This is a genomic window from Pseudomonas sp. RT6P73 (assembly GCF_054897715.1).
In genome coordinates, this window is the sequence record NZ_JBUBUV010000002.1 from 5,040,330 (window position 1) to 5,058,919 (window position 18,590).

The following is an 18,590-nucleotide window of genomic DNA, read 5'->3' on the forward strand; positions in this document are numbered from 1 at the left end:
AATGAAACGGGAAATTTCAGGCTGTGAGAGCCCATCTAAAGCCTTATATCGACAGCGCAAAGCTGATTTAAATGCCGTTGGTAAAATTTTCCAGGTTTTTTTGATGTCGGGGGTTTACAGTTAAAAAGACGCTCCGTATAGTGCGCGCCATCGACGACGCACTAGCGTTGCCGATACTGCCCAGATGGTGAAATTGGTAGACACGCCAGCTTCAGGTGCTGGTGACCGCAAGGTCGTGGAAGTTCGAGTCTTCTTCTGGGCACCAATTCAGAGCTTGAGATTAGATCAATTTCAAGGCTCACACAAAAACCCGCGAAAGCGGGTTTTTTGCATTCTATACATCTGATTTATTAAATCTAAATCAGGGGTTTACAGATTAAAACGCTCTCCGTATAGTGCGCCACATCAACAGCGGCAACGCTGAAGATTATGCCCAGATGGTGAAATTGGTAGACACGCCAGCTTCAGGTGCTGGTGACCGCAAGGTCGTGGAAGTTCGAGTCTTCTTCTGGGCACCAATTCAAATTCAAGGTCACGATCTTGAATTTCACAGAAACCCGCGAAAGCGGGTTTTTGCGTTTCTGGCGTTTGAAAAACCAATCTGCCTACATCTGAATCACGCGATTTGTAGCAGCTGGCGAAGCCTGCGTTCGGCTGCGCAGCAGTCGTAAAACCTGAGCGCAGGGTCTTTCTGATAAACCGCATCGCATGATTTCACGACTGCTTCGCAGCCGAACGCAGGCTTCGCCAGCTGCTACAAGTGCCTGCGCCAGCCGCTCTAGCGGACACTTCCCAGCCCCGCAAGGCGCACATGAGAAACAATATCGTTTATCATTGTTTCAAGTTTTTGCAATGCGACAGTGAGGAACCCTGCGAATGATGTTCAGAAATACCCTGCGCCGCGGCCTGACCTTCACCCTGCTCGGCCTGGCACTCGCCACTCCCCTCACCCAGGCTGCTGACCCAGTTTCCCTGACCCTCTACAACGGCCAACACAAGGAAGTCGGCGATGCCATCGCCAAAGACTTCGAAGCCAAGACCGGCATTCACGTCAATGTGCGCAAAGGCAGCAGTAACCAGCTCGCCAGCCAGGTCGTTGAAGAAGGCGACCGCTCCCCTGCCGATGTGATCTACACCGAAGAATCGCCACCGCTGAACAAGCTCGGCGAACAAGGCCTGCTGGCCCAGACCGATGCCGCCACCCTTGCTGTTTTGCCAAAAGACTACGTCGCCGGCAATGGCACCTGGATCGGTATCACCGCTCGAGTCCGCGTAGTCGCCTACAACCCGAAACTGATCGATGAAAAAGACCTGCCCAAGTCGCTCATGGAATTCTCCGATCCGAAATGGCAAGGCAAGGTCGGCTTCGTGCCTACCAGCGGCGCGTTCCAGGAACAGGCCGTGGCAATCATCAAAGTACACGGCATGGACGCGGCCGAAGAATGGCTGACCGGCCTGCGCGCGTTCGGCAAGACTTACAGCAACAACATGGTTGCACTGAAGGCCGTGGAGAACGGCGAAGTCGCCACCGTGCTGGTGAACAACTACTACTGGTTCGCCTTGCAGCGCGAAAAAGGCCAACTCGATTCGAAACTGCATTACTTCACCGGCGGCGACGTCGGCGGGCTGATCACCGTTTCCAGCGCCGCCGTGCTGAAATCCAGCAAACATCCAAAAGAAGCGCAGCAGTTCCTCGCCTACATGGCCAGCGAAGAAGGTCAGCGCGTGATCACCCAGACCACCGCCGAATACCCGCTGCACAAAGGCATGGAATCCGATCGCGGCCTCAAGCCATTCAGCGAACTCGAGGCACCGAAAGTCACCCCGGCCGACCTCGGCAACGCCGAAGAAGCCCTGGACCTGGAACGTGACGTTGGCTTGAACTGATGAGCGCTTCGTTATCCGCCCCCGCCTCGCGCGGGGGTTACGTACCACGGCGCAAGCGGCCGTCAATCTGGCTGCTGCTGCCGGTTTTGCTGTTGGTGGTGCTCAGCCTTTTGCCGCTGGTGTATGTCGGGCTCAAGACCTGGCAGGCCGGTTGGGCCGAGGCGCTGCATCTGCTGTGGCGGCCATATGTGTTCGGGCTGCTGCGCAATACGTTGGCGCTGATGGTCGGCGTGACGGTTGCTTGCGGCGTGATCGGTTTGTCGCTGGCGTGGCTGCTGGAACGCAGCAATCTGCCGGGACGGCGGTTATGGGGCGTGATTTTGTGTTTGCCGTTCGCCGTGCCGGCGTTTGTCAGCAGTTTTACCTGGGTGTCCCTGAGCGCGCATTTCGAAGGCTTGGGCGGGGCGATCCTGGTGATGACCCTGTCGAAATACCCGCTGATTTTTCTGCCAGTCGCGGCGACCTTGCGCAATCTCGATCCGTCCCTGGAAGAGTCCGCACGGACACTCGGGCAGAACCGCTGGGGCGTGTTTTTCAAAATCACCCTGCCGCTGCTCTGGCCGTCATTGCTCGCCGGCTCGCTGCTGATCGCGCTGCATATGCTGGTGGAATTCGGCGCCCTGTCGATCATCGGCCTGCAAACCTTCACCACGGCGATCTATCAGCAATTCGAACTGGAATTCAGCAACGCCAACGCGGCGATGCTGTCGGCGGTGCTTCTGGCGCTATGCCTGGTGCTGTTGTGGCTTGAGCTGCGAGTACGCGGCAAAGGTCGGCACGTGCGCACCGGCCAAGGCGCTGCTCGGCGTGCGGAACAGGTTCGATTGGGACCGTGGACGGTCGCTGGACAGGTTTACTGCCTGGCACTGGCGATCATCGGCAGCGGTATTCCGTTGGGGATGTTGGCGTACTGGCTGGCGGTGGGTTCGTCAGCGGCATTCCCGGTGGCGGCGATCAGCGAGGCGCTGCTGTCATCACTGGCGCTGTCGCTGGGTGGCGCTGCGCTGTGCCTGGTGCTGGCGGTGCCGGTGGGGTTGCTGGTGGTGCGTCATAAAGGCCGACTGGCGATCTGGGCCGAGCGCTTGCCGTATCTGCTGCATGCACTGCCAGGCCTGGTGATTGCGCTGACGCTGGTGTATTTCGCCCTGCACTACGTGCCGGCGCTGTACCAGACTTCGGCGTTGCTGCTGATCGCTTATGCGTTGCTGTTTCTGCCGCTGGCTCAGGCGCCGATTCGCACGGCGCTGAACAAGGCGGCACCGCAACTGGAAGAGGCGGCACGCACGCTGGGGGCATCGTCTTTCAGTGCGTTTTGTCGGGTGACGCTGCCGATCATCTTCCCGGCGCTGGGTGCGGCGTTCGCGCTGGTGTTTCTGGATGCGATGAAGGAACTGACGGCGACGCTGCTGCTGAGTCCGACCGGGCTCAATACGTTGGCGACTGAGGTTTGGGCGCATACCGCGAATGTGGAGTTTGCGGCGGCGGCGCCTTATGCGGCGTTGTTGATATTGGTGTCGGGGTTGCCGGTTTATCTACTCACGACACGGATGTATCTGAGTCGCTGAAGCCGCTATCGCGGGCAAGCCCGCTCCCACAATGTTCTCCAGTGAACACACAATGTGTGCTCGACAGAAATCACTGTGGGAGCGGGCTTGCCCGCGATGGCGTCAGACCAGCCAATACAAATCCTAAGCCCTGAACTGCCCCAGGCTCGCCTTCAACTGCGCCGCCAACCCATCCAGTACCTTGCCGCTGGCCGTGGTTTCCACCACCGCCTGAGCCGCTTTCTCAGCTTGTGCATGAATGGTCTCAACCCGACCCCGCACCGCTTGCGCGCCTTGCGCCTGGTGGGCCGCTGCCTGCGTCGCCAGACCAATCGCCGCATGAACCTGCTCGACCGATGCCTGCACCGATTGCTGCAACCTTGCGCTATCACGCAACACCAGCAAACCTTCATTGGCCTGGCGCCCGGCCTGGCCAATCGCTGCCACCGCCTCACGCGCACCTTGCTGCAAGGCCACGATGTGAGCCTGGATGTCGCCGGTGGAGCTCTGGGTCTTGCTCGCCAATGCCCGGACTTCGTCCGCCACCACCGCAAAGCCACGACCGGTCTCGCCGGCACGCGCCGCTTCGATGGCGGCATTCAGTGCCAGCAGGTTGGTTTGTTCGGCGATCCCGTGAATCACCGTCAGAACCACTTCAATCTGCTCACTCTGCTGCGCCAGCCGCTCGATGACTTTCGACCCGGTATCGACCTGCCCGGCCAACGCCTCGATCAGGCTGCCGACTTTTGCCGAGGTCCGGGTGTTCTCATCGGTGGCCGAACGAATGTCCACCACCTGCTGCAAAGCTGCCTGCATGGCGTGGCTTTCTGACTGCGCTTCATCCGCCATCTGCGATAACGCGCGCAGACTCTCGGCCACTTCATCGCGCTGCATGCCCGCCGCTTTATCGGCTCCAGCATTGCGCAGGGTCATGGCGCCGATTTCCACGCCGGTGCGCTGAGCCACATCGCCCGCCTCGCGCACGATCGGCTGCAACTTATCCACAAAGCGGTTGACCGCCGCGGCCATGTCGCCGATTTCGTCTTTGCTGTTGATTTGCACACGCTTGGTCAGGTCACCCTCGCCCGCCGCCAGGTCATCCATCGCGGCGATGAGCATTTTCAAGCGATTGACCACTCGACGGCCCAACACAACAGCGAGCAACAGCAGCACACCGCAACCGACCAGCGCCAGGAACATCCCGATGCGCCAGCGCAACGTCGCCGCCGCTTCCTGAACGGTGCTGGTGGTGTTGGCTTTCATTTCCGACGCCGTGGCCTGCGCGGACGTCAGACGTGCACGCATTGCCGTGGCGCTGTCTGCAGCTGCGCCCTTGAGACTGTCACCGACCAGCTGATCACCACTGGCGATCAGCGCCGCAAAACGTTTATCCAGGGCTGCCAGATCGGTTTCCACCGAAGCGGTCGAAACGCCCATCAAGACCTTGCCGATTTCCACGCCATTGGGGTTGATCGAGGCTTCGAGGTAGTAGACCGACGGATCGTTCTTCGCCGCATCCAGCACCTTGTCCAGCGCTCGCTCACCCTGGCCTTTCTCCAGCAATGCCTTGTTGATCGGGTTTTCGCGGTTGAGGTAACGCGTCAGGTGCTGACCCGTCGCGTCGTCATACACCACGAACAACACGTTGGGATTGCGCTGGGCCCGGCGGGCGAATTCCGACAGGGTTGGAACGTCGCTGTCCCACATGGCGCGGGGCGCGACGGAGGCCAGCAGTTGCGCCATGTCGTTGGCCGAATCTTTCAGATCCTTCTCCAACGTTGCACGCAGTTGCACCTGCTCGTCTTTCAATCGCGTAGACAGGCCGGCGGTGAGTCGCTGACGGGTGCTGGTGGAGAGATTGTCCAGGCTCGACGTGACTTCACGCCCCGCCTGCTCAAGTTCAGCAGACAGTTTTTGACTGTCGGCACCCAGGCGCATGCCGAGATCAGCCTCAAGCGCAGTCACCGTGCTCCGAGTCAGGGCGACAGCCACCAGCACCTGCACCAAAAGGGCGATACCAAGGGTAACGAACACAGGCCGCAACAAACGGCTTTGTAACAATGAGAGAACGGCCGACACTTGGAATCCCTCTGCTTTGGCGCCATTAAATTGATGGCGCGCTGGAAGCGATGCTTTTATTCAACATCACAGCAAAGGTCATGCCGTCCGGCAGGCAGAAACGACAAAGGGTCCAATTAAGGACCCTTTGCTTTTTACATCAACGACTTATTAAGCGAACGGGTGACGCAAAACGATGGTTTCGTTGCGGTCCGGGCCCGTCGAAATAATGTCAATCGGCGCACCGACCAACTCTTCAACGCGTTTGATGTAGTTGCGAGCAGCTTGCGGCAGCTCTTCCAGCGTCTTGGCGCCGACGGTGGATTCGGTCCAGCCTGGCATCTCTTCGTACACCGGCTCCAGGCCGATATAGCTGTCGGCGTCAGTCGGTGCGTCAATCACTGCACCATCCTTGTTCTTGTAGCCCACACAGATGTTGATGGTTTCCAGACCGTCCAGCACGTCCAGCTTGGTCAGGCACAGGCCCGAGATGCTGTTGACGTCGATAGCGCGACGCAGGATGACGGCATCGAACCAGCCGCAACGACGGGCACGGCCGGTGGTAGCACCGAACTCGTGGCCACGCTTGGCCAGGAAGGCGCCAACGTCGTCGAACAGCTCAGTCGGGAACGGACCCGAACCGACGCGAGTGGTGTAAGCCTTGGTGATGCCGAGGATGTAATCCAGGTACATCGGGCCAAACCCCGAACCGGTGGCAATGCCGCCCGCGGTGGTGTTGGAGCTGGTGACGTACGGGTAGGTACCGTGGTCGATGTCCAGCAAGGAGCCTTGGGCGCCTTCGAACATGATGTCTTTGCCAGCGCGGCGCAGCTCGTGCAGCTCGGCGGTGACGTCGAGCATCATCGGCTTCAGCAGCTCGGCGTATTCCATGCACTCGTCCAGAGTCTTCTGGAAGTCGATTGCCGGCTCTTTGTAGTAATTGACCAGAACGAAGTTGTGGTAATCCAGCAACTCGCCCAGCTTGGCGGCGAAACGCTCACGGTGGAACAGGTCACCGATGCGCAGACCGCGACGTGCAACCTTGTCTTCGTAAGCCGGGCCGATGCCGCGACCGGTAGTACCGATCTTCAGCTCGCCACGGGCCTTTTCACGGGCCTGGTCCAGCGCTACGTGGTAGGACAGGATCAGCGGGCAGGACGGGCTGATACGCAGGCGCTCACGCACCGGTACGCCTTTCTCTTCCAGCTTGATGATTTCCCGCAGCAGAGCGTCGGGTGCAACCACCACGCCGTTGCCGATCAGGCACTGCACGCCTTCGCGCAGCACGCCCGACGGGATCAGGTGCAAGACGGTTTTTTCGCCATCGATCACCAAGGTGTGACCAGCGTTGTGGCCACCTTGGTAGCGCACTACGGCGGCAGCATGTTCGGTCAGCAGATCAACGATCTTGCCTTTGCCCTCATCACCCCATTGGGTGCCCAGGACTACGACATTCTTACCCATAACACTTGTCCTCATTCGCGCAAACTTGGTGCCGGCCGCGGCCGGCGGGAAAACTCAAGAAGCCAGTGGCGATACTTGCCAAAGCCCGTTCTGCTGAATCAATTGCCGGTCGCAGTCCGCTTCACGGGCGGCGGCCAAAGGTTGTCCAGGCAACGCCTGAACGACACGCTGACCCTCACTGCGCAACTGACAAACCTGCTGCCAGAGTGCCGCATCCGTACTGTCAGGCATCCAGATACCGCCAGACGGTAGCTCGATCTCAGCACGCCCCAGGGTCACCAGGGTTTTCAAATCGGTAGAGAAGCCTGTTGCCGGACGCGCGCGACCAAAGTCGGCGCCGATGTCGTCGTAACGACCGCCCTGAGCAATGGACTGGCCAACGCCCGGTACAAACACCGCGAACACTACACCGGTGTGGTAGTGGTAGCCGCGCAACTCGCCCAGATCGAAGTAAAGCGGTAAATCCGGAAAACGCGTGGACAGACGCTCGGCAATCGCCAGCAAATCGTCCAGCGCCGCCAGAACAGGTGCCGGTGCTTGCGCCAGGCGCTCGCGGGCAGCGCCCAATACTTCACGACCGCCACACAAATCGACCAACGCTCGCAGCATGCCCGACAGATCGGCAGGCAAGCCTTCGGTCAAGGTAATGACCTCGTCGATCGCCTTGCGTTGCAACGCATCGAACAACTGCTGTTCAACTTCACCGGACAAACCGGCCGCACGGGCCAGGCCGCGGTAGATGCCGACATGACCGAGGTCCATGTGCACATCCGGTACATCGGCCAGTTGCAGCATGGCCAGCATCAGGCTGATGACTTCCACGTCGCTGCTCGGGCTCGCATCGCCGTACAACTCGGCGCCCAGTTGGATCGGGCTGCGCGAGGACGACAAGGCACGTGGCTGGGCATGCAGCACGCTGCCGGCATAGCACAGACGGCTCGGACCTTCGCGACGCAGGGTGTGCGCATCGATGCGCGCCACTTGCGGCGTGATGTCGGCACGAAAGCCCATCTGCCGGCCCGATTGCGGGTCGATGACCTTGAAGGTACGCAGATCGAGGTCCGAGCCCGCGCCGGTCAGCAGGGATTCCAGGTACTCGATATGGGGAGTCACGACAAACTCGTAACCCCAGCTCTGGAACAGATCCAACACCTGACGACGCGCTACTTCGATGCGCGCCGCCTCTGGTGGCAGTACTTCTTCGATGCCATCTGGCAGCAGCCAGCGGTCTACCGTTGCCATTACGCCATTCCCCTATGATCCGGGCGGCCAGCCGTTGGGCGAGCCTTGAGTGAAGCAGAAAATGGTCGGTTCATGTGCAAACCACGCGCATAAACAACGTGGCGAAAAGCCTGAAACCGGCTTCGCCAACCACTTTCCTCGAAAAACCTGTCGAGTCATTCAACTCGGGCGCCCGCTTAAAAACCGCAATCAAACGTGCAGACGCAAAAAAGCCGGGAATTTCCCGGCTGCCGCATCATACACACGTTTTCCCAAAGGATCACCCCGCCCGAGGCTTTAGCCGCCAGGCGGGGGATGATTCAGGTCAACGCCGTATCAAGGCTTGGCTTTTTCCAGGTAACGGAAGAAGTCACTGCTTGGGTCCAGGACCATGACGTCGGATTTGTTCGCGAAGCTTTCACGGTAGGCACGCAGGCTACGGTAGAAACCGTAGAACTCCTGATCCTGGCCGTAGGCCTTGGAGTAGATCGCAGCGGCCTGGGCATCACCGTCACCGCGAACCTCTTCGGATTCACGATAGGCTTCAGCCAGCAGCACGCGGCGTTGACGATCGGCGTCGGCACGGATGCCTTCTGCCAGCTCGTTACCCTTGGCGCGGTGCTCGCGAGCTTCACGCTCACGCTCGGAGCTCATACGCTCGAACACACTGCGGTTCACTTCTTTCGGCAGATCGATGGCCTTGACCCGAACATCGACCACTTCGATGCCCAGCTCTTTCTCCGCCATCTTGTTCAGCGAAGCCGTGATATCGGTCATCAGCGCATCGCGCTCACCGGACACCACTTCGTGCAGCGTGCGCTTACCGAACTGGTCACGCAGGCCCGATTCCAGACGACGGGAAAGACGCTCGTCGGCAATCTGCTTGAGGCCGGAAGTCGCGGTGTAATAACGCTCAGCGTCCTTCACGCGCCACTTGGCGTAGGCATCGACCATGACGGCTTTCTTTTCCAGCGTCAGGAAGCGTTGCGTCGGTGCATCCAGCGTCATCAGGCGTGCGTCGAATTTGCGCACCTGGTTAACGTAAGGCACTTTCACGTGCAGGCCCGGCTGGACATCAGCCTGGACCACGCGACCGAACTGCAGCAGCACCGCACGCTCGGTCTGAGCCACGATGTAGAAGCAGTTCCAGGCAGCGATGGCCACGACGACGCCGACAATAAGGGCGATCAGCGATTTATTGCTCATCAGCGACTCTCCCTGGTACGTGCTTGCTGTTGCTGCAGATCAGCGGCTGCACGCGCATTCGCTTCATTGCCGGTGGCTGCCGCACCGGTCACCGGAGCGCTGGTGTTGCGACCACTTTCGACCATCTTGTCCAGCGGCAAGTACAGCAGATTGCTCTGGCCATTCTTGTTGCCGGTCACGAGAACCTTGCTGGTATTGCTGAAGACTTCCTGCATGGTGTCCAGGTACAGACGCTCACGGGTCACTTCAGGTGCCTTGCGGTACTCGCTCACCAGCTTGGTGAAGCGATCGGCCTCACCCTTGGCGCGCGAGACGGTTTCGTCGCGGTAACCGTTGGCATCTTCGATGATGCGCTGGGCCTGACCACGGGCTTCCGGCACAACGCCGTTGGCGTAGGTTTCAGCCTGGTTGCGCGAACGCTGCTCGTCTTCTCGGGCACGGATCACGTCATCGAAGGCTTCCTGCACTTCACGCGGTGCCGCTGCGCTCTGTACGTTGACCTGAGTCACGGTGATACCGGTGCGATAGGTATCCATGAAGCGTTGCAGACGCTCCTTGATCTCGCTGGCCATCAACTCACGACCTTCGGTCAGCACCTGGTCCATCGCGGTGGAACCCACCACATGGCGCAAGGCACTTTCGGTCGCGTGCTGCAGGCTGATTTCCGGCTGGTCGACGCTCAGGACGAAGTCCTGCAGGTTGCTGATCTTGTACTGCACGGTCAGCGGCACTTCGACGATGTTCTCGTCTTCAGTCAGCATTTGACCCTGCTTGGTATAGGCACGCTCACGCGTGACGTTTTCCAGGTACTTGCGATCAAGCGGCGGAAAATAGATGTTCAGGCCCGGGCCGACGGTTTCGTAGTACTTGCCGAAGCGCAGCACAACGGCTTGCTCCTGCTCGTCGACTACGTAGACCGCGCTGTACAGCCAAACAGCTGCCAGCACGACAAGGCCGATGCCAAGAATGCCGCCGAAGCCGCCACTCTTGCCCGAACCACCGCCGTCATCACCACGTTTCTTACCACCACCGAACAACCCGTTCAGGCTTTCCTGCAGCTTTCGGAAGGCCTCGTCGAGATCCGGAGGTCCCTTGCGGTCGCCGTTATTGCGGCGCTTGCCACCCCAAGGATCCTGATTATTCGAGTTGCCACCCGGCTCATTCCAAGCCATAGCGCTCTCCATCTGATAAAGCAAAGACGCACCCACGGCGCGCCGACCAATGCTACAGAATGCCTGTCACCGCGGCACAACCGCTTTCTCAGGCTTTTATTGCAAAGTGTGTTGCTCGATAAACTCCGTCGGCACAACGCCTTCACGGCTGACCAGTCGATTGAGCTCCGAGCGCGGCAATCTAACGGCCAGCAAGCTGACACCTTCTTCGTCGTGTTCTTCTTTCTGTACCACGCCCAGTTCGAAAAACTGTGCACGCAGTCGCGCAAAACGCTGAGGCAAGCGCAAGGTACCGATAAACAAATCACCGCCCAGCAACTCGGCAATGGCTTGCTCAAGCAATTCCAGACCGCTGCCATCACGCGCCGACAACCAGACCCGCTGAGGTTTGCCGTTTTCGTCGCGCTGGATTTGTGGCTCAACGCCTTCAAGCAAATCGAGTTTGTTATAGACCTCGAGGATCGGCAAGTCCTGGGCACCGATCTCGCCCAGCACCACCATCACCTGCTCGATCTGCAACATGCGATCCGGTTCGGCTGCATCAATCACGTGCAACAGCAGGTCGGAGTTGCTCGACTCTTCGAGGGTAGACCGAAATGCCTCGACCAGTTTGTGGGGCAAGTGGCGGATGAAACCCACGGTGTCGGCCAGGACAATCGGCCCCAGGTCGTCCAGTTCCAGACGGCGCAGGGTCGGGTCCAGCGTGGCAAACAGCTGGTCAGCCGCGTACACGTCGGATTTCGTCACGTTATTGAAGAGCGTGGATTTACCGGCGTTGGTATACCCCACCAGGGACACGGTAGGAATGTCAGCACGCGAGCGGCCGCGTCGGGACTGTTCGCGCTGACTGCGCACTTTCTCCAGCCGGCCCTTGATCTGCCGCAGGCGAACCCGCAGCAAACGGCGGTCGGTTTCCAGCTGGGTTTCACCCGGGCCACGCATGCCGATACCGCCACCTTGACGCTCAAGGTGAGTCCAGCCACGAACCAGCCGGGTGCTCATGTGGTCAAGCTGGGCCAGTTCGACCTGGAGCTTGCCTTCATGGGTACGGGCACGTTGGGCGAAAATATCGAGAATCAGACCGGTGCGGTCGATCACGCGACACTCGAAAACACGTTCGAGGTTACGTTCCTGACTGGGCGTGAGGATGTGATTGAAGATCACCAGATCGGCCTCTTCGGCATGGACCAGGTCGCGTAGTTCCTCGACCTTGCCGCTGCCAATCAGGAATTTGGCGGTTGGCCGATGACGCGGCACGTTAAAAAACGCAACGGTCTCGGCGCCGGCCGAATTAGCCAACTCCTGAAACTCCTGCGGATCTTCGCGCGCCTCAGGGTCCTGTCCATCCAAGTGAACGAGGATCACTCGCTCACCACCACCGTGGCGCTCAAAGAACAAAGGAGACTCCTATCAGGCGTTACCTGGCTCAGCGTCACCTGCTTCGGATTCGGTTGCGCTAGGCAGACGAATTGGACGAACCGGCACCACTGTAGAGATAGCGTGTTTATAAACCATCTGGCTGACGGTGTTCTTCAGCAGGATAACGAACTGGTCGAAAGACTCGATCGTGCCTTGCAGTTTGATCCCGTTGACCAGGTAGATGGACACCCCAACTTTCTCTTTACGTAAAGTATTCAAGTAAGGGTCTTGTAGCGAATGCCCTTTTGACATGTGCCGCACTCCTTTAAGGATTCAATATAAAAAATAGGTAAACAGATGGCTTGTGGCCGTCACACCCCCAAGGATAGACGGCAATTGCAAGGACTCAGCTCAATATGGAGATGGTCCCCAGGTATTTCAAGGCGCGCGGCAGATTGTCGCAATCCAGGCTGTCCAGCCAGTGTAAATCAGCCCAACTGCGCAGCCAGGTGAACTGACGCTTTGCCAATTGGCGCGTGGCAATGATTCCACGCTCCTGCATCTCGGCTTGTGTCAGCTTGCCATCCAGGTAGTCCCAGACTTGTCGGTAGCCTACCGCACGTATAGACGGCAACCCTGAATGCAGGTCACTTCGCTTACGCAGGGCTACGACCTCGTCAATGAATCCCTGTTCCAACATAACTGTGAATCTTTGTTTAATTCGCTCGTGCAGTACCTGGCGATTTGCCGGAGCAATGGCCAAGTTCGCGACAGTATAGGGCAATTGTTGCAGTCCCGAAGCGGCTGCTTCAGTACTTTGCGCACTTTGTCTCAGTCGCAGCTCGGTCATGCTCTGACCGCTGACGCGATAAACTTCCAGCGCTCGACTAAGTCGCTGCGGATCGTTCGGATGAATCCGCGCCGCAGAAACCGGATCGATCACCGCCAACTGTTCGTGCAGGGCTTGCCAGCCAAGGCGTGCAGCCTCTTCTTCAATCTGCGCACGAACCTCGGGATCGGCCGCCGGCATTTCTGCCAGTCCTTCGACCAAAGCCTTGTAGTAGAGCATCGTGCCGCCTACAAGCAGCGGAATTTTGCCTCGCGAAGTGATCTCGGCCATCGCCTCAAGCGCATCACGACGGAAATCGGCGGCCGAATAGCTCTCGGCCGGGTCCAGAATATCGATCAACCGGTGCGGAAACTCGGCCAGAATCTCTTTCGAAGGCTTGGCGGTGCCGATGTCCATGCCGCGATAGACCAGCGCCGAATCGACACTGATCAGCTCGCAAGGCAGGACCTTGGTCAGCTCGATGGCCAGGTCAGTCTTGCCCGCTGCGGTCGGGCCCATCAGGAAAATCGCAGGAGGGAGCTGGCTCATCAGCGACCGCGCAAGAACAGTTTGTCCAGATCGTCCAGGCCCAGTTGGGTCCAGGTCGGTCGGCCATGGTTGCATTGACCGCTGCGCTCGGTGTTTTCCATGTCCCGCAGCAGACCGTTCATTTCTGGCAGCGCCAGACGCCGATTCGCCCGAATCGCGCCGTGACAGGCCATTGTGCCGAGCAGTTCATTGAGGTGTGCCTGAATGCGGTCGCTGGTGCCGTATTCCATCAGATCGGCCAGCACATCACTGACCAAGCGGTTGGCTTCCGCCTGCTTGAGTAAGGCCGGAATTTGCCGGATCGCCAGTGTTTCCGGGCCCAGACGCTGCAATTCAAAGCCCAGACGCTGGAACCATGCGACGTTCTCTTCGGCGCAATCGCCTTCGCGCTCGCTCACCGCCAAAGATTCCGGAACCAACAGCGGCTGGCCACTCAGGCCTTCGCTGGCCATGGCGATCTTCAAGCGTTCGTACATGATCCGCTCGTGGGCGGCATGCATGTCGACCAGCACCAGGCCCTGAGCGTTTTCCGAAAGAATGTAGATGCCTTTGAGTTGCGCCAAGGCGTAACCCAGCGGTGGAATATCGTCTTGCCCGGCCGGAAGTGCAGCAGCGTTAGCTTCTGGCAGCGGCGCAAAAAACTCCTTGTACGCAGCCTGAGCCTCAGCCGCCGGCACGCCGGACTGAGGACGCGGCGTGTACTGATACTGATAACCGGCGCCTGCACCCGAGCCTGCCGGCGTGTTGAACGACGGTTGAGCCTGCGGCTGTTCCAGCAACGCATTGGCCGCCAGGCGCATTTCGCCCTGTGGACCGAACTCGCCGGCATCGATACCGGACGGGCGAACAATCGCCGTCGCCACCGGCGCCGCCAGATGATCATCCGGTCGCACATCGCCCAAGGCGCGGTGCAAGGTGCCGTAGAGGAAATCGTGAACCATGCGCCCGTCACGGAAGCGCACTTCGTGCTTGGTCGGGTGCACGTTGACGTCGACACCGGCCGGATCGACCTCGAAAAACAGCACGAACGTCGGGTGCCGACCGTTGAACAGCACGTCGCGATACGCCTGGCGCACCGCGTGTGCCACCAGTTTGTCGCGCACGGCACGGCCGTTCACAAAGAAATACTGCAAGTCCGCCTGGCTACGGTTGAACGTCGGCAACCCGACCCAACCCCACAGATGCAGGCCATTGCGTTCGATTTCGATCGGCATCGCCTGCTCGAGGAAACCCGAGCCGCAAATGGCTGCCACTCGCCGCGCGCGGGCCGCGTCGTCATGGGCTTCGTGCAGGCTGAGGATGGTTTTGCCGTTGTGACGCAAGTGGAACGCCACGTCGAAACGCGCCAACGCCAGACGCTTGATCACTTCTTGCAGGTGATCGAATTCGGTTTTTTCGGTCTTGAGGAATTTGCGCCGCGCCGGAGTGTTGAAGAACAGGTCGCGGACTTCCACCGAAGTGCCCACCGGATGGGCCGCAGGTTGAACCCGAGGCGCCATGTCCCGGCCTTCGGTCTCGACCTGCCAGGCCTGATCGGCCTCCTTGGTGCGGGATGTCAGGGTCAGGCGCGCCACGGAGCTGATCGAGGCGAGGGCTTCACCGCGAAATCCTAGGCTCATGACCTGCTCAAGATCTTCCAGGTTGCGGATCTTGCTGGTGGCGTGTCGCGCCAGGGCCAGCGGCAGGTCATCGGCGGAAATGCCGCTGCCGTCGTCGCGCACCCGCAGCAGCTTGACGCCGCCCTGTTCCACATCGACATCAATGCGCCTGGCGCCGGAGTCGAGGCTATTTTCCAACAACTCCTTGATCACCGAGGCCGGGCGTTCAACCACCTCACCGGCGGCAATCTGGTTCGCCAGTCGCGGGCTGAGCAGCTCGATGCGAGCCGTATTGGTCAGCACCTGGTTCATTCTTTGGACGCCAGTTCAGTGCCGGGAATGGTCAGGGTCTGACCGATTTTCAGCTCGTCGCTTTGCAGGTTATTGGCACTGCGCAAGGTGGCCGGAGACACCTGATAACGCACGGCAATCATCGCCAGCGTCTCGCCCGGATTCACCCGGTGGTCACGTGGGCCTTGGGCGATTTTGCCGGAATCACGCAGCCAGGCGATGTAGGTGCCTGGCGGCGGGTTTTGCTGGAAGAACTGGCGCACGCCGCTGCTGATCGAGCGGGCGAGCGCCTGCTGGTGGTTCGCTGCGGCCAGCTTGGACGCTTCGTTGGCATTGGAGATGAACCCGGTTTCCACCAGGATCGATGGAATGTCCGGCGACTTCAGCACCATGAACCCGGCCTGTTCCACACGCTGTTTGTGCAGTGGCGTGACGCGCCCGATGTTACTCAAGACTTTTTGGCCAACGTTCAGGCTGGACGTCAAGGACGCGGTCATCGACAAATCAAGGAGCACGCCAGCAAGCATTCGGTCCTTGTCGTCGAGGCTGACGTTGCCGGCACCGCCGATCAAGTCGGAACGGTTTTCGCTGTCGGCCAGCCAACGGGCGGTCTCCGATGTGGCGCCGCGATCAGACAGGGCGAACACCGATGCACCGAACGCAGCAGCCGAAGGCGCGGCATCGGCGTGGATCGACACGAACAGGTCGGCGCCTTTTTTGCGGGCGATTTCGGTACGGCCGCGCAACGGAATGAAGTAGTCGCCGGTACGGGTCAGTTCGGCGCGGAAGCCTTTCATGCCGTTGACCTGGCGTTGCAGCTCGCGGGCGATGGCCAGCACCACGTCTTTTTCACGCTGACCGCGAGAGCCCGAGGCACCCGGGTCTTCGCCGCCGTGACCAGCGTCGATCACGACGATGATGTCACGCTTGCCGGCCGGCGCGGGCGGCAGTTTGACCGGGGGATCGATCGGGGTGACCGGCACCGGCGCCACTGTCGCGACGTTGGTCGGCGCCGGTATTGGCGCGGCATCGGCGGCGTTATCGAACAGATCGACCACCAGACGGTTGCCGTACTGGGCGTTCGGCGCCAGGGTGAAGCTTTTCGGCGTGACGGCTTTTTTCAGGTCGATGACCACCCGCAGATCGGTCGGCGTGCGTTGGGCCGAGCGCATGGCAGTGATCGGGCTATTGGCGCTGTTGACGTTCAACGGCGCACCAAGGGTAGCGCCATTGATGTCGATCACCAGCCGATCCGGTGCGGTCAGGGTAAACACGCTGTGTTGCACCGGCCCGGACAAGTCGAACACCAGCCGAGTGTTGTCCGGTGCTCGCCACAGGCGAACGCTGTTGACCTTCGTCTCGGCCACAGCGTCGACGGTCACCGCCAAAAACAACGTCCCTACGGCAGCTACCATCGCGCGAAAGCGCATACCTGACCCCATCATTTAATTGGTTTCCAATGCCAAAGCGGCACACCAGGACTCGCCGCGCGAGCCTTGGGACAAAATTTTCAGCGAACGCCCGCTGTCTTGCGGGCTAATGGTAATGGTCAGGTCGGGCTTTGGCAAAAAGCCTGCACCCTTCTGGGGCCATTCGATCAGGCACAACGCGTCGTCTTCGAAGTAATCGCGGATGCCCAGGTACTCCAGTTCTTCCGGATCGACCAGTCGATACAGGTCGAAATGGAAGGCCCGAATATCACCGATCTCATAGGGCTCGACCAAGGTAAACGTCGGACTCTTTACCGCCCCGACATGCCCCAGACCACGGATGATGCCCCGCGACAGCGTGGTTTTCCCCGCCCCCAGATCACCTTCAAGAAAAATAAGACCGTGCCCTTGGGTGGTTTGTGCGATACGTGCGCCAAATGCGGTCATCGCCTCTTCATCGGCCAGGTACAGGGTTACTTCAGACACGGTGCTTGCTCCTCCAACAACTGACGAATGGCTGGGATCAGATCACTGGCCGCCAGCCCGCGGCCCGATTTACCTTCTTGCGCGCCGGCATTGGCGTGCAGCCAGACCGCCAGGCAGGCCGCGTCGAACGCGTCCATGCCCTGGGCCAGCAACGCGCCGACCAGACCGGCCAGCACATCACCCAAACCCGCGGTGGCCATGGCCGGATGGCCCTGATGACACAACGACAGGCGCCCATCGGGGCTGGCGATGAGACTGCCGGCGCCCTTGAGAATCACAATAGCTGTATATTTTTTGCTCAGCGCGTGAGCGGCGGCCGGGCGATCAGCCTGAACCTCGGCAGTGCTTATCCCCAGCAACCGCGCTGCTTCACCCGGATGCGGCGTGATCACGCAGTCCCTGGGCAAGCTCACGTGCCTTGAAGCCAGCAAATTCAGCGCATCGGCGTCCCAGACTTGCGGCAATGGCGCATTGGCTGCCGCCGATAACAGACTGCGACCCCAGGAAGCCTGACCCAGGCCCGGGCCGACCACCAGCACGGAAACCTTTTGAAGCAGTTCCATCAGTTGATTGGCCGACGACGTCCCCAACACCATCGCTTCAGGAATTCTCGCCAACGCCGCCGGCACATGTTCGCTGCGCGTGGCTACGGACACCATGCCCGCACCACTGCGCAGGGCACTTTGTGCGCTCAGCAGAATGGCGCCGCCAAAACCCCGATCACCGCCAATCAGCAATACATGGCCGAATTTGCCTTTATGGGCAGTTGGCGCGCGGCCCGCCAGCCGCGGCAAGTTGCCGGCCGTCAGGCGACGTGCATTAACGGCAACGCCGTTAAACGACTCGGCGCAAGCTTGCAGATCGTTGAAAACCAGCTCACCGACCACATCCGCAGCGTCGCCCGTGAACAAACCCAACTTCAAGCCAATGAAGGTCACTGTCAGATCAGCACGAACAGCCGTGCCGAGCAAGCGCCCTGTATCGGCGCACAAACCCGAAGGGATATCCACCGCCGCCACCGGCAGGCCACTGGCATTGATCGCTGCGATCACGCTGGCGTAGGGCTCTCGTACCTCCCCCGTCAAACCGGTGCCGAGCAAGGCATCCAGCACGATACCGCGCAACTCGGTCTGCATCGTGAAGGTTTGAACCGCGACGCCTTCGGACACCGCCTCGGCATGGGCAAGTGCCGCATCCCCCTGCAAACACTGAGGATCACCGGCCGCCAACACCCGCACATGCCAACCGGCACGCCGGGCCAGCACTGCCACCAGATAACCGTCGCCAGCGTTATTGCCGTGACCGGCCACCACGCTCAATTCATTCGCCGACGGCCACTGGCGGACCAGCGCACGCCAAGTCGCCCGCGCTGCGCGCTGCATCAATTCGAAGCCCGGCGTACCGGCCGCGATCAGGTTGGCATCGAGGGCTCGCACGTGCGCGGCGCTGTACAGCGCGTCGGGTAAATCATCTTTAGTGTGCGGCATGCGTCTTCG

Annotated in this window: 14 protein-coding genes and 2 tRNA genes; 4 read left to right on the forward strand and 12 right to left on the reverse strand. The window is 60.1% G+C overall.

The genetic code is table 11. The features are described from left to right. Positions 1-178: 178 nt before the first annotated feature. From ACYZT6_RS23395 to ACYZT6_RS23410, 4 genes are all read left to right on the forward strand, one after another. Positions 179-265 (forward strand) — tRNA-Leu (locus ACYZT6_RS23395). Positions 266-431: 166 nt separating this feature from the next. Then, a tRNA-Leu gene (locus ACYZT6_RS23400) sits at positions 432-518 on the forward strand. Positions 519-876: 358 nt separating this feature from the next. Continuing rightward, complete coding sequence (locus ACYZT6_RS23405) at positions 877-1,887, forward strand: iron ABC transporter substrate-binding protein (RefSeq protein WP_462028812.1); 1,011 nt, start codon at positions 877-879, stop codon at positions 1,885-1,887. Beyond that, positions 1,887-3,452, forward strand: coding sequence for an ABC transporter permease (locus ACYZT6_RS23410; RefSeq protein ID WP_462028813.1), 1,566 nt, complete (start codon positions 1,887-1,889; stop codon positions 3,450-3,452). Before ACYZT6_RS23405 ends, ACYZT6_RS23410 begins: the two co-directional genes overlap by 1 nt. 123 nt (positions 3,453-3,575) lie before the next feature. Here ACYZT6_RS23410 and ACYZT6_RS23415 read toward each other — a convergent pair whose 3' ends face one another. From ACYZT6_RS23415 to ACYZT6_RS23470, 12 genes are all read right to left on the reverse strand, one after another. Then, entirely contained in the window at positions 3,576-5,510 is a 1,935-nt protein-coding gene (locus ACYZT6_RS23415) for a methyl-accepting chemotaxis protein (RefSeq protein ID WP_462028814.1), read from the reverse strand. Between the two features lie 150 nt (positions 5,511-5,660). Further along, positions 5,661-6,953 (reverse strand): adenylosuccinate synthase, encoded by a 1,293-nt coding sequence (locus ACYZT6_RS23420; RefSeq protein ID WP_462028815.1) that lies wholly within the window; start codon positions 6,951-6,953, stop codon positions 5,661-5,663. A 54-nt stretch (positions 6,954-7,007) separates the two neighbouring features. Beyond that, positions 7,008-8,195, reverse strand: a complete 1,188-nt coding sequence (locus ACYZT6_RS23425; RefSeq protein ID WP_462028816.1) for an ATP phosphoribosyltransferase regulatory subunit — start codon at positions 8,193-8,195, stop codon at positions 7,008-7,010. Positions 8,196-8,510: 315 nt separating this feature from the next. Then, positions 8,511-9,380: a protease modulator HflC gene (gene hflC / locus ACYZT6_RS23430; protein ID WP_131058813.1), complete on the reverse strand. Its 870-nt coding sequence runs from the start codon at positions 9,378-9,380 to the stop codon at positions 8,511-8,513. After that, positions 9,380-10,552 carry an FtsH protease activity modulator HflK gene (gene hflK / locus ACYZT6_RS23435; protein ID WP_462028817.1) on the reverse strand — a complete coding sequence of 391 codons (1,173 nt, stop codon included), beginning with the start codon at positions 10,550-10,552 and terminating at the stop codon, positions 9,380-9,382. The genes hflC and hflK overlap by 1 nt, the downstream gene beginning before the upstream one ends. A 96-nt stretch (positions 10,553-10,648) precedes the next feature. Beyond that, on the reverse strand, positions 10,649-11,950 hold the full coding sequence (gene hflX, locus ACYZT6_RS23440; protein WP_461983867.1) for a ribosome rescue GTPase HflX: 1,302 nt from the start codon (positions 11,948-11,950) through the stop codon (positions 10,649-10,651). Positions 11,951-11,962: 12 nt separating this feature from the next. Next, positions 11,963-12,223, reverse strand: coding sequence for an RNA chaperone Hfq (hfq, locus tag ACYZT6_RS23445; protein WP_007902656.1), 261 nt, complete (start codon positions 12,221-12,223; stop codon positions 11,963-11,965). 94 nt (positions 12,224-12,317) lie between these two features. Continuing rightward, a complete protein-coding gene (miaA, locus tag ACYZT6_RS23450; RefSeq protein ID WP_462028818.1) occupies positions 12,318-13,289 on the reverse strand; it encodes a tRNA (adenosine(37)-N6)-dimethylallyltransferase MiaA in 972 nt (323 codons plus the stop codon). Next, complete coding sequence (gene mutL, locus ACYZT6_RS23455) at positions 13,289-15,199, reverse strand: DNA mismatch repair endonuclease MutL (RefSeq protein WP_462028819.1); 1,911 nt, start codon at positions 15,197-15,199, stop codon at positions 13,289-13,291. The genes miaA and mutL overlap by 1 nt, the downstream gene beginning before the upstream one ends. After that, positions 15,196-16,623, reverse strand: coding sequence for an N-acetylmuramoyl-L-alanine amidase (locus ACYZT6_RS23460; protein WP_462028820.1), 1,428 nt, complete (start codon positions 16,621-16,623; stop codon positions 15,196-15,198). The genes mutL and ACYZT6_RS23460 overlap by 4 nt, the downstream gene beginning before the upstream one ends. Further along, positions 16,624-17,094 carry a tRNA (adenosine(37)-N6)-threonylcarbamoyltransferase complex ATPase subunit type 1 TsaE gene (gene tsaE, locus ACYZT6_RS23465; RefSeq protein WP_304818512.1) on the reverse strand — a complete coding sequence of 157 codons (471 nt, stop codon included), beginning with the start codon at positions 17,092-17,094 and terminating at the stop codon, positions 16,624-16,626. It lies immediately after the preceding gene. Continuing rightward, complete coding sequence (locus tag ACYZT6_RS23470) at positions 17,082-18,581, reverse strand: NAD(P)H-hydrate dehydratase (protein ID WP_462028821.1); 1,500 nt, start codon at positions 18,579-18,581, stop codon at positions 17,082-17,084. The genes tsaE and ACYZT6_RS23470 overlap by 13 nt, the downstream gene beginning before the upstream one ends. Between the last annotated feature and the right edge of the window lie 9 nt (positions 18,582-18,590).

Excerpts from the sequence above, each read along its gene's own strand:
- ACYZT6_RS23405 (WP_462028812.1), top strand. The coding sequence starts at position 877 with ATGATGTTCAGAAATACCCTGCGCCGCGGCCTGACCTTCACCCTGCTC.
- ACYZT6_RS23410 (WP_462028813.1), top strand. The coding sequence starts at position 1,887 with ATGAGCGCTTCGTTATCCGCCCCCGCCTCGCGCGGGGGTTACGTACCA.
- ACYZT6_RS23420 (WP_462028815.1), bottom strand. The coding sequence starts at position 6,953 with ATGGGTAAGAATGTCGTAGTCCTGGGCACCCAATGGGGTGATGAGGGC.
- ACYZT6_RS23425 (WP_462028816.1), bottom strand. The coding sequence starts at position 8,195 with ATGGCAACGGTAGACCGCTGGCTGCTGCCAGATGGCATCGAAGAAGTA.
- hflC (WP_131058813.1), bottom strand. The coding sequence starts at position 9,380 with ATGAGCAATAAATCGCTGATCGCCCTTATTGTCGGCGTCGTCGTGGCC.
- hflK (WP_462028817.1), bottom strand. The coding sequence starts at position 10,552 with ATGGCTTGGAATGAGCCGGGTGGCAACTCGAATAATCAGGATCCTTGG.
- hfq (WP_007902656.1), bottom strand. The coding sequence starts at position 12,223 with ATGTCAAAAGGGCATTCGCTACAAGACCCTTACTTGAATACTTTACGT.
- miaA (WP_462028818.1), bottom strand. The coding sequence starts at position 13,289 with ATGAGCCAGCTCCCTCCTGCGATTTTCCTGATGGGCCCGACCGCAGCG.
- mutL (WP_462028819.1), bottom strand. The coding sequence starts at position 15,199 with ATGAACCAGGTGCTGACCAATACGGCTCGCATCGAGCTGCTCAGCCCG.
- ACYZT6_RS23460 (WP_462028820.1), bottom strand. The coding sequence starts at position 16,623 with ATGATGGGGTCAGGTATGCGCTTTCGCGCGATGGTAGCTGCCGTAGGG.
- ACYZT6_RS23470 (WP_462028821.1), bottom strand. The coding sequence starts at position 18,581 with ATGCCGCACACTAAAGATGATTTACCCGACGCGCTGTACAGCGCCGCG.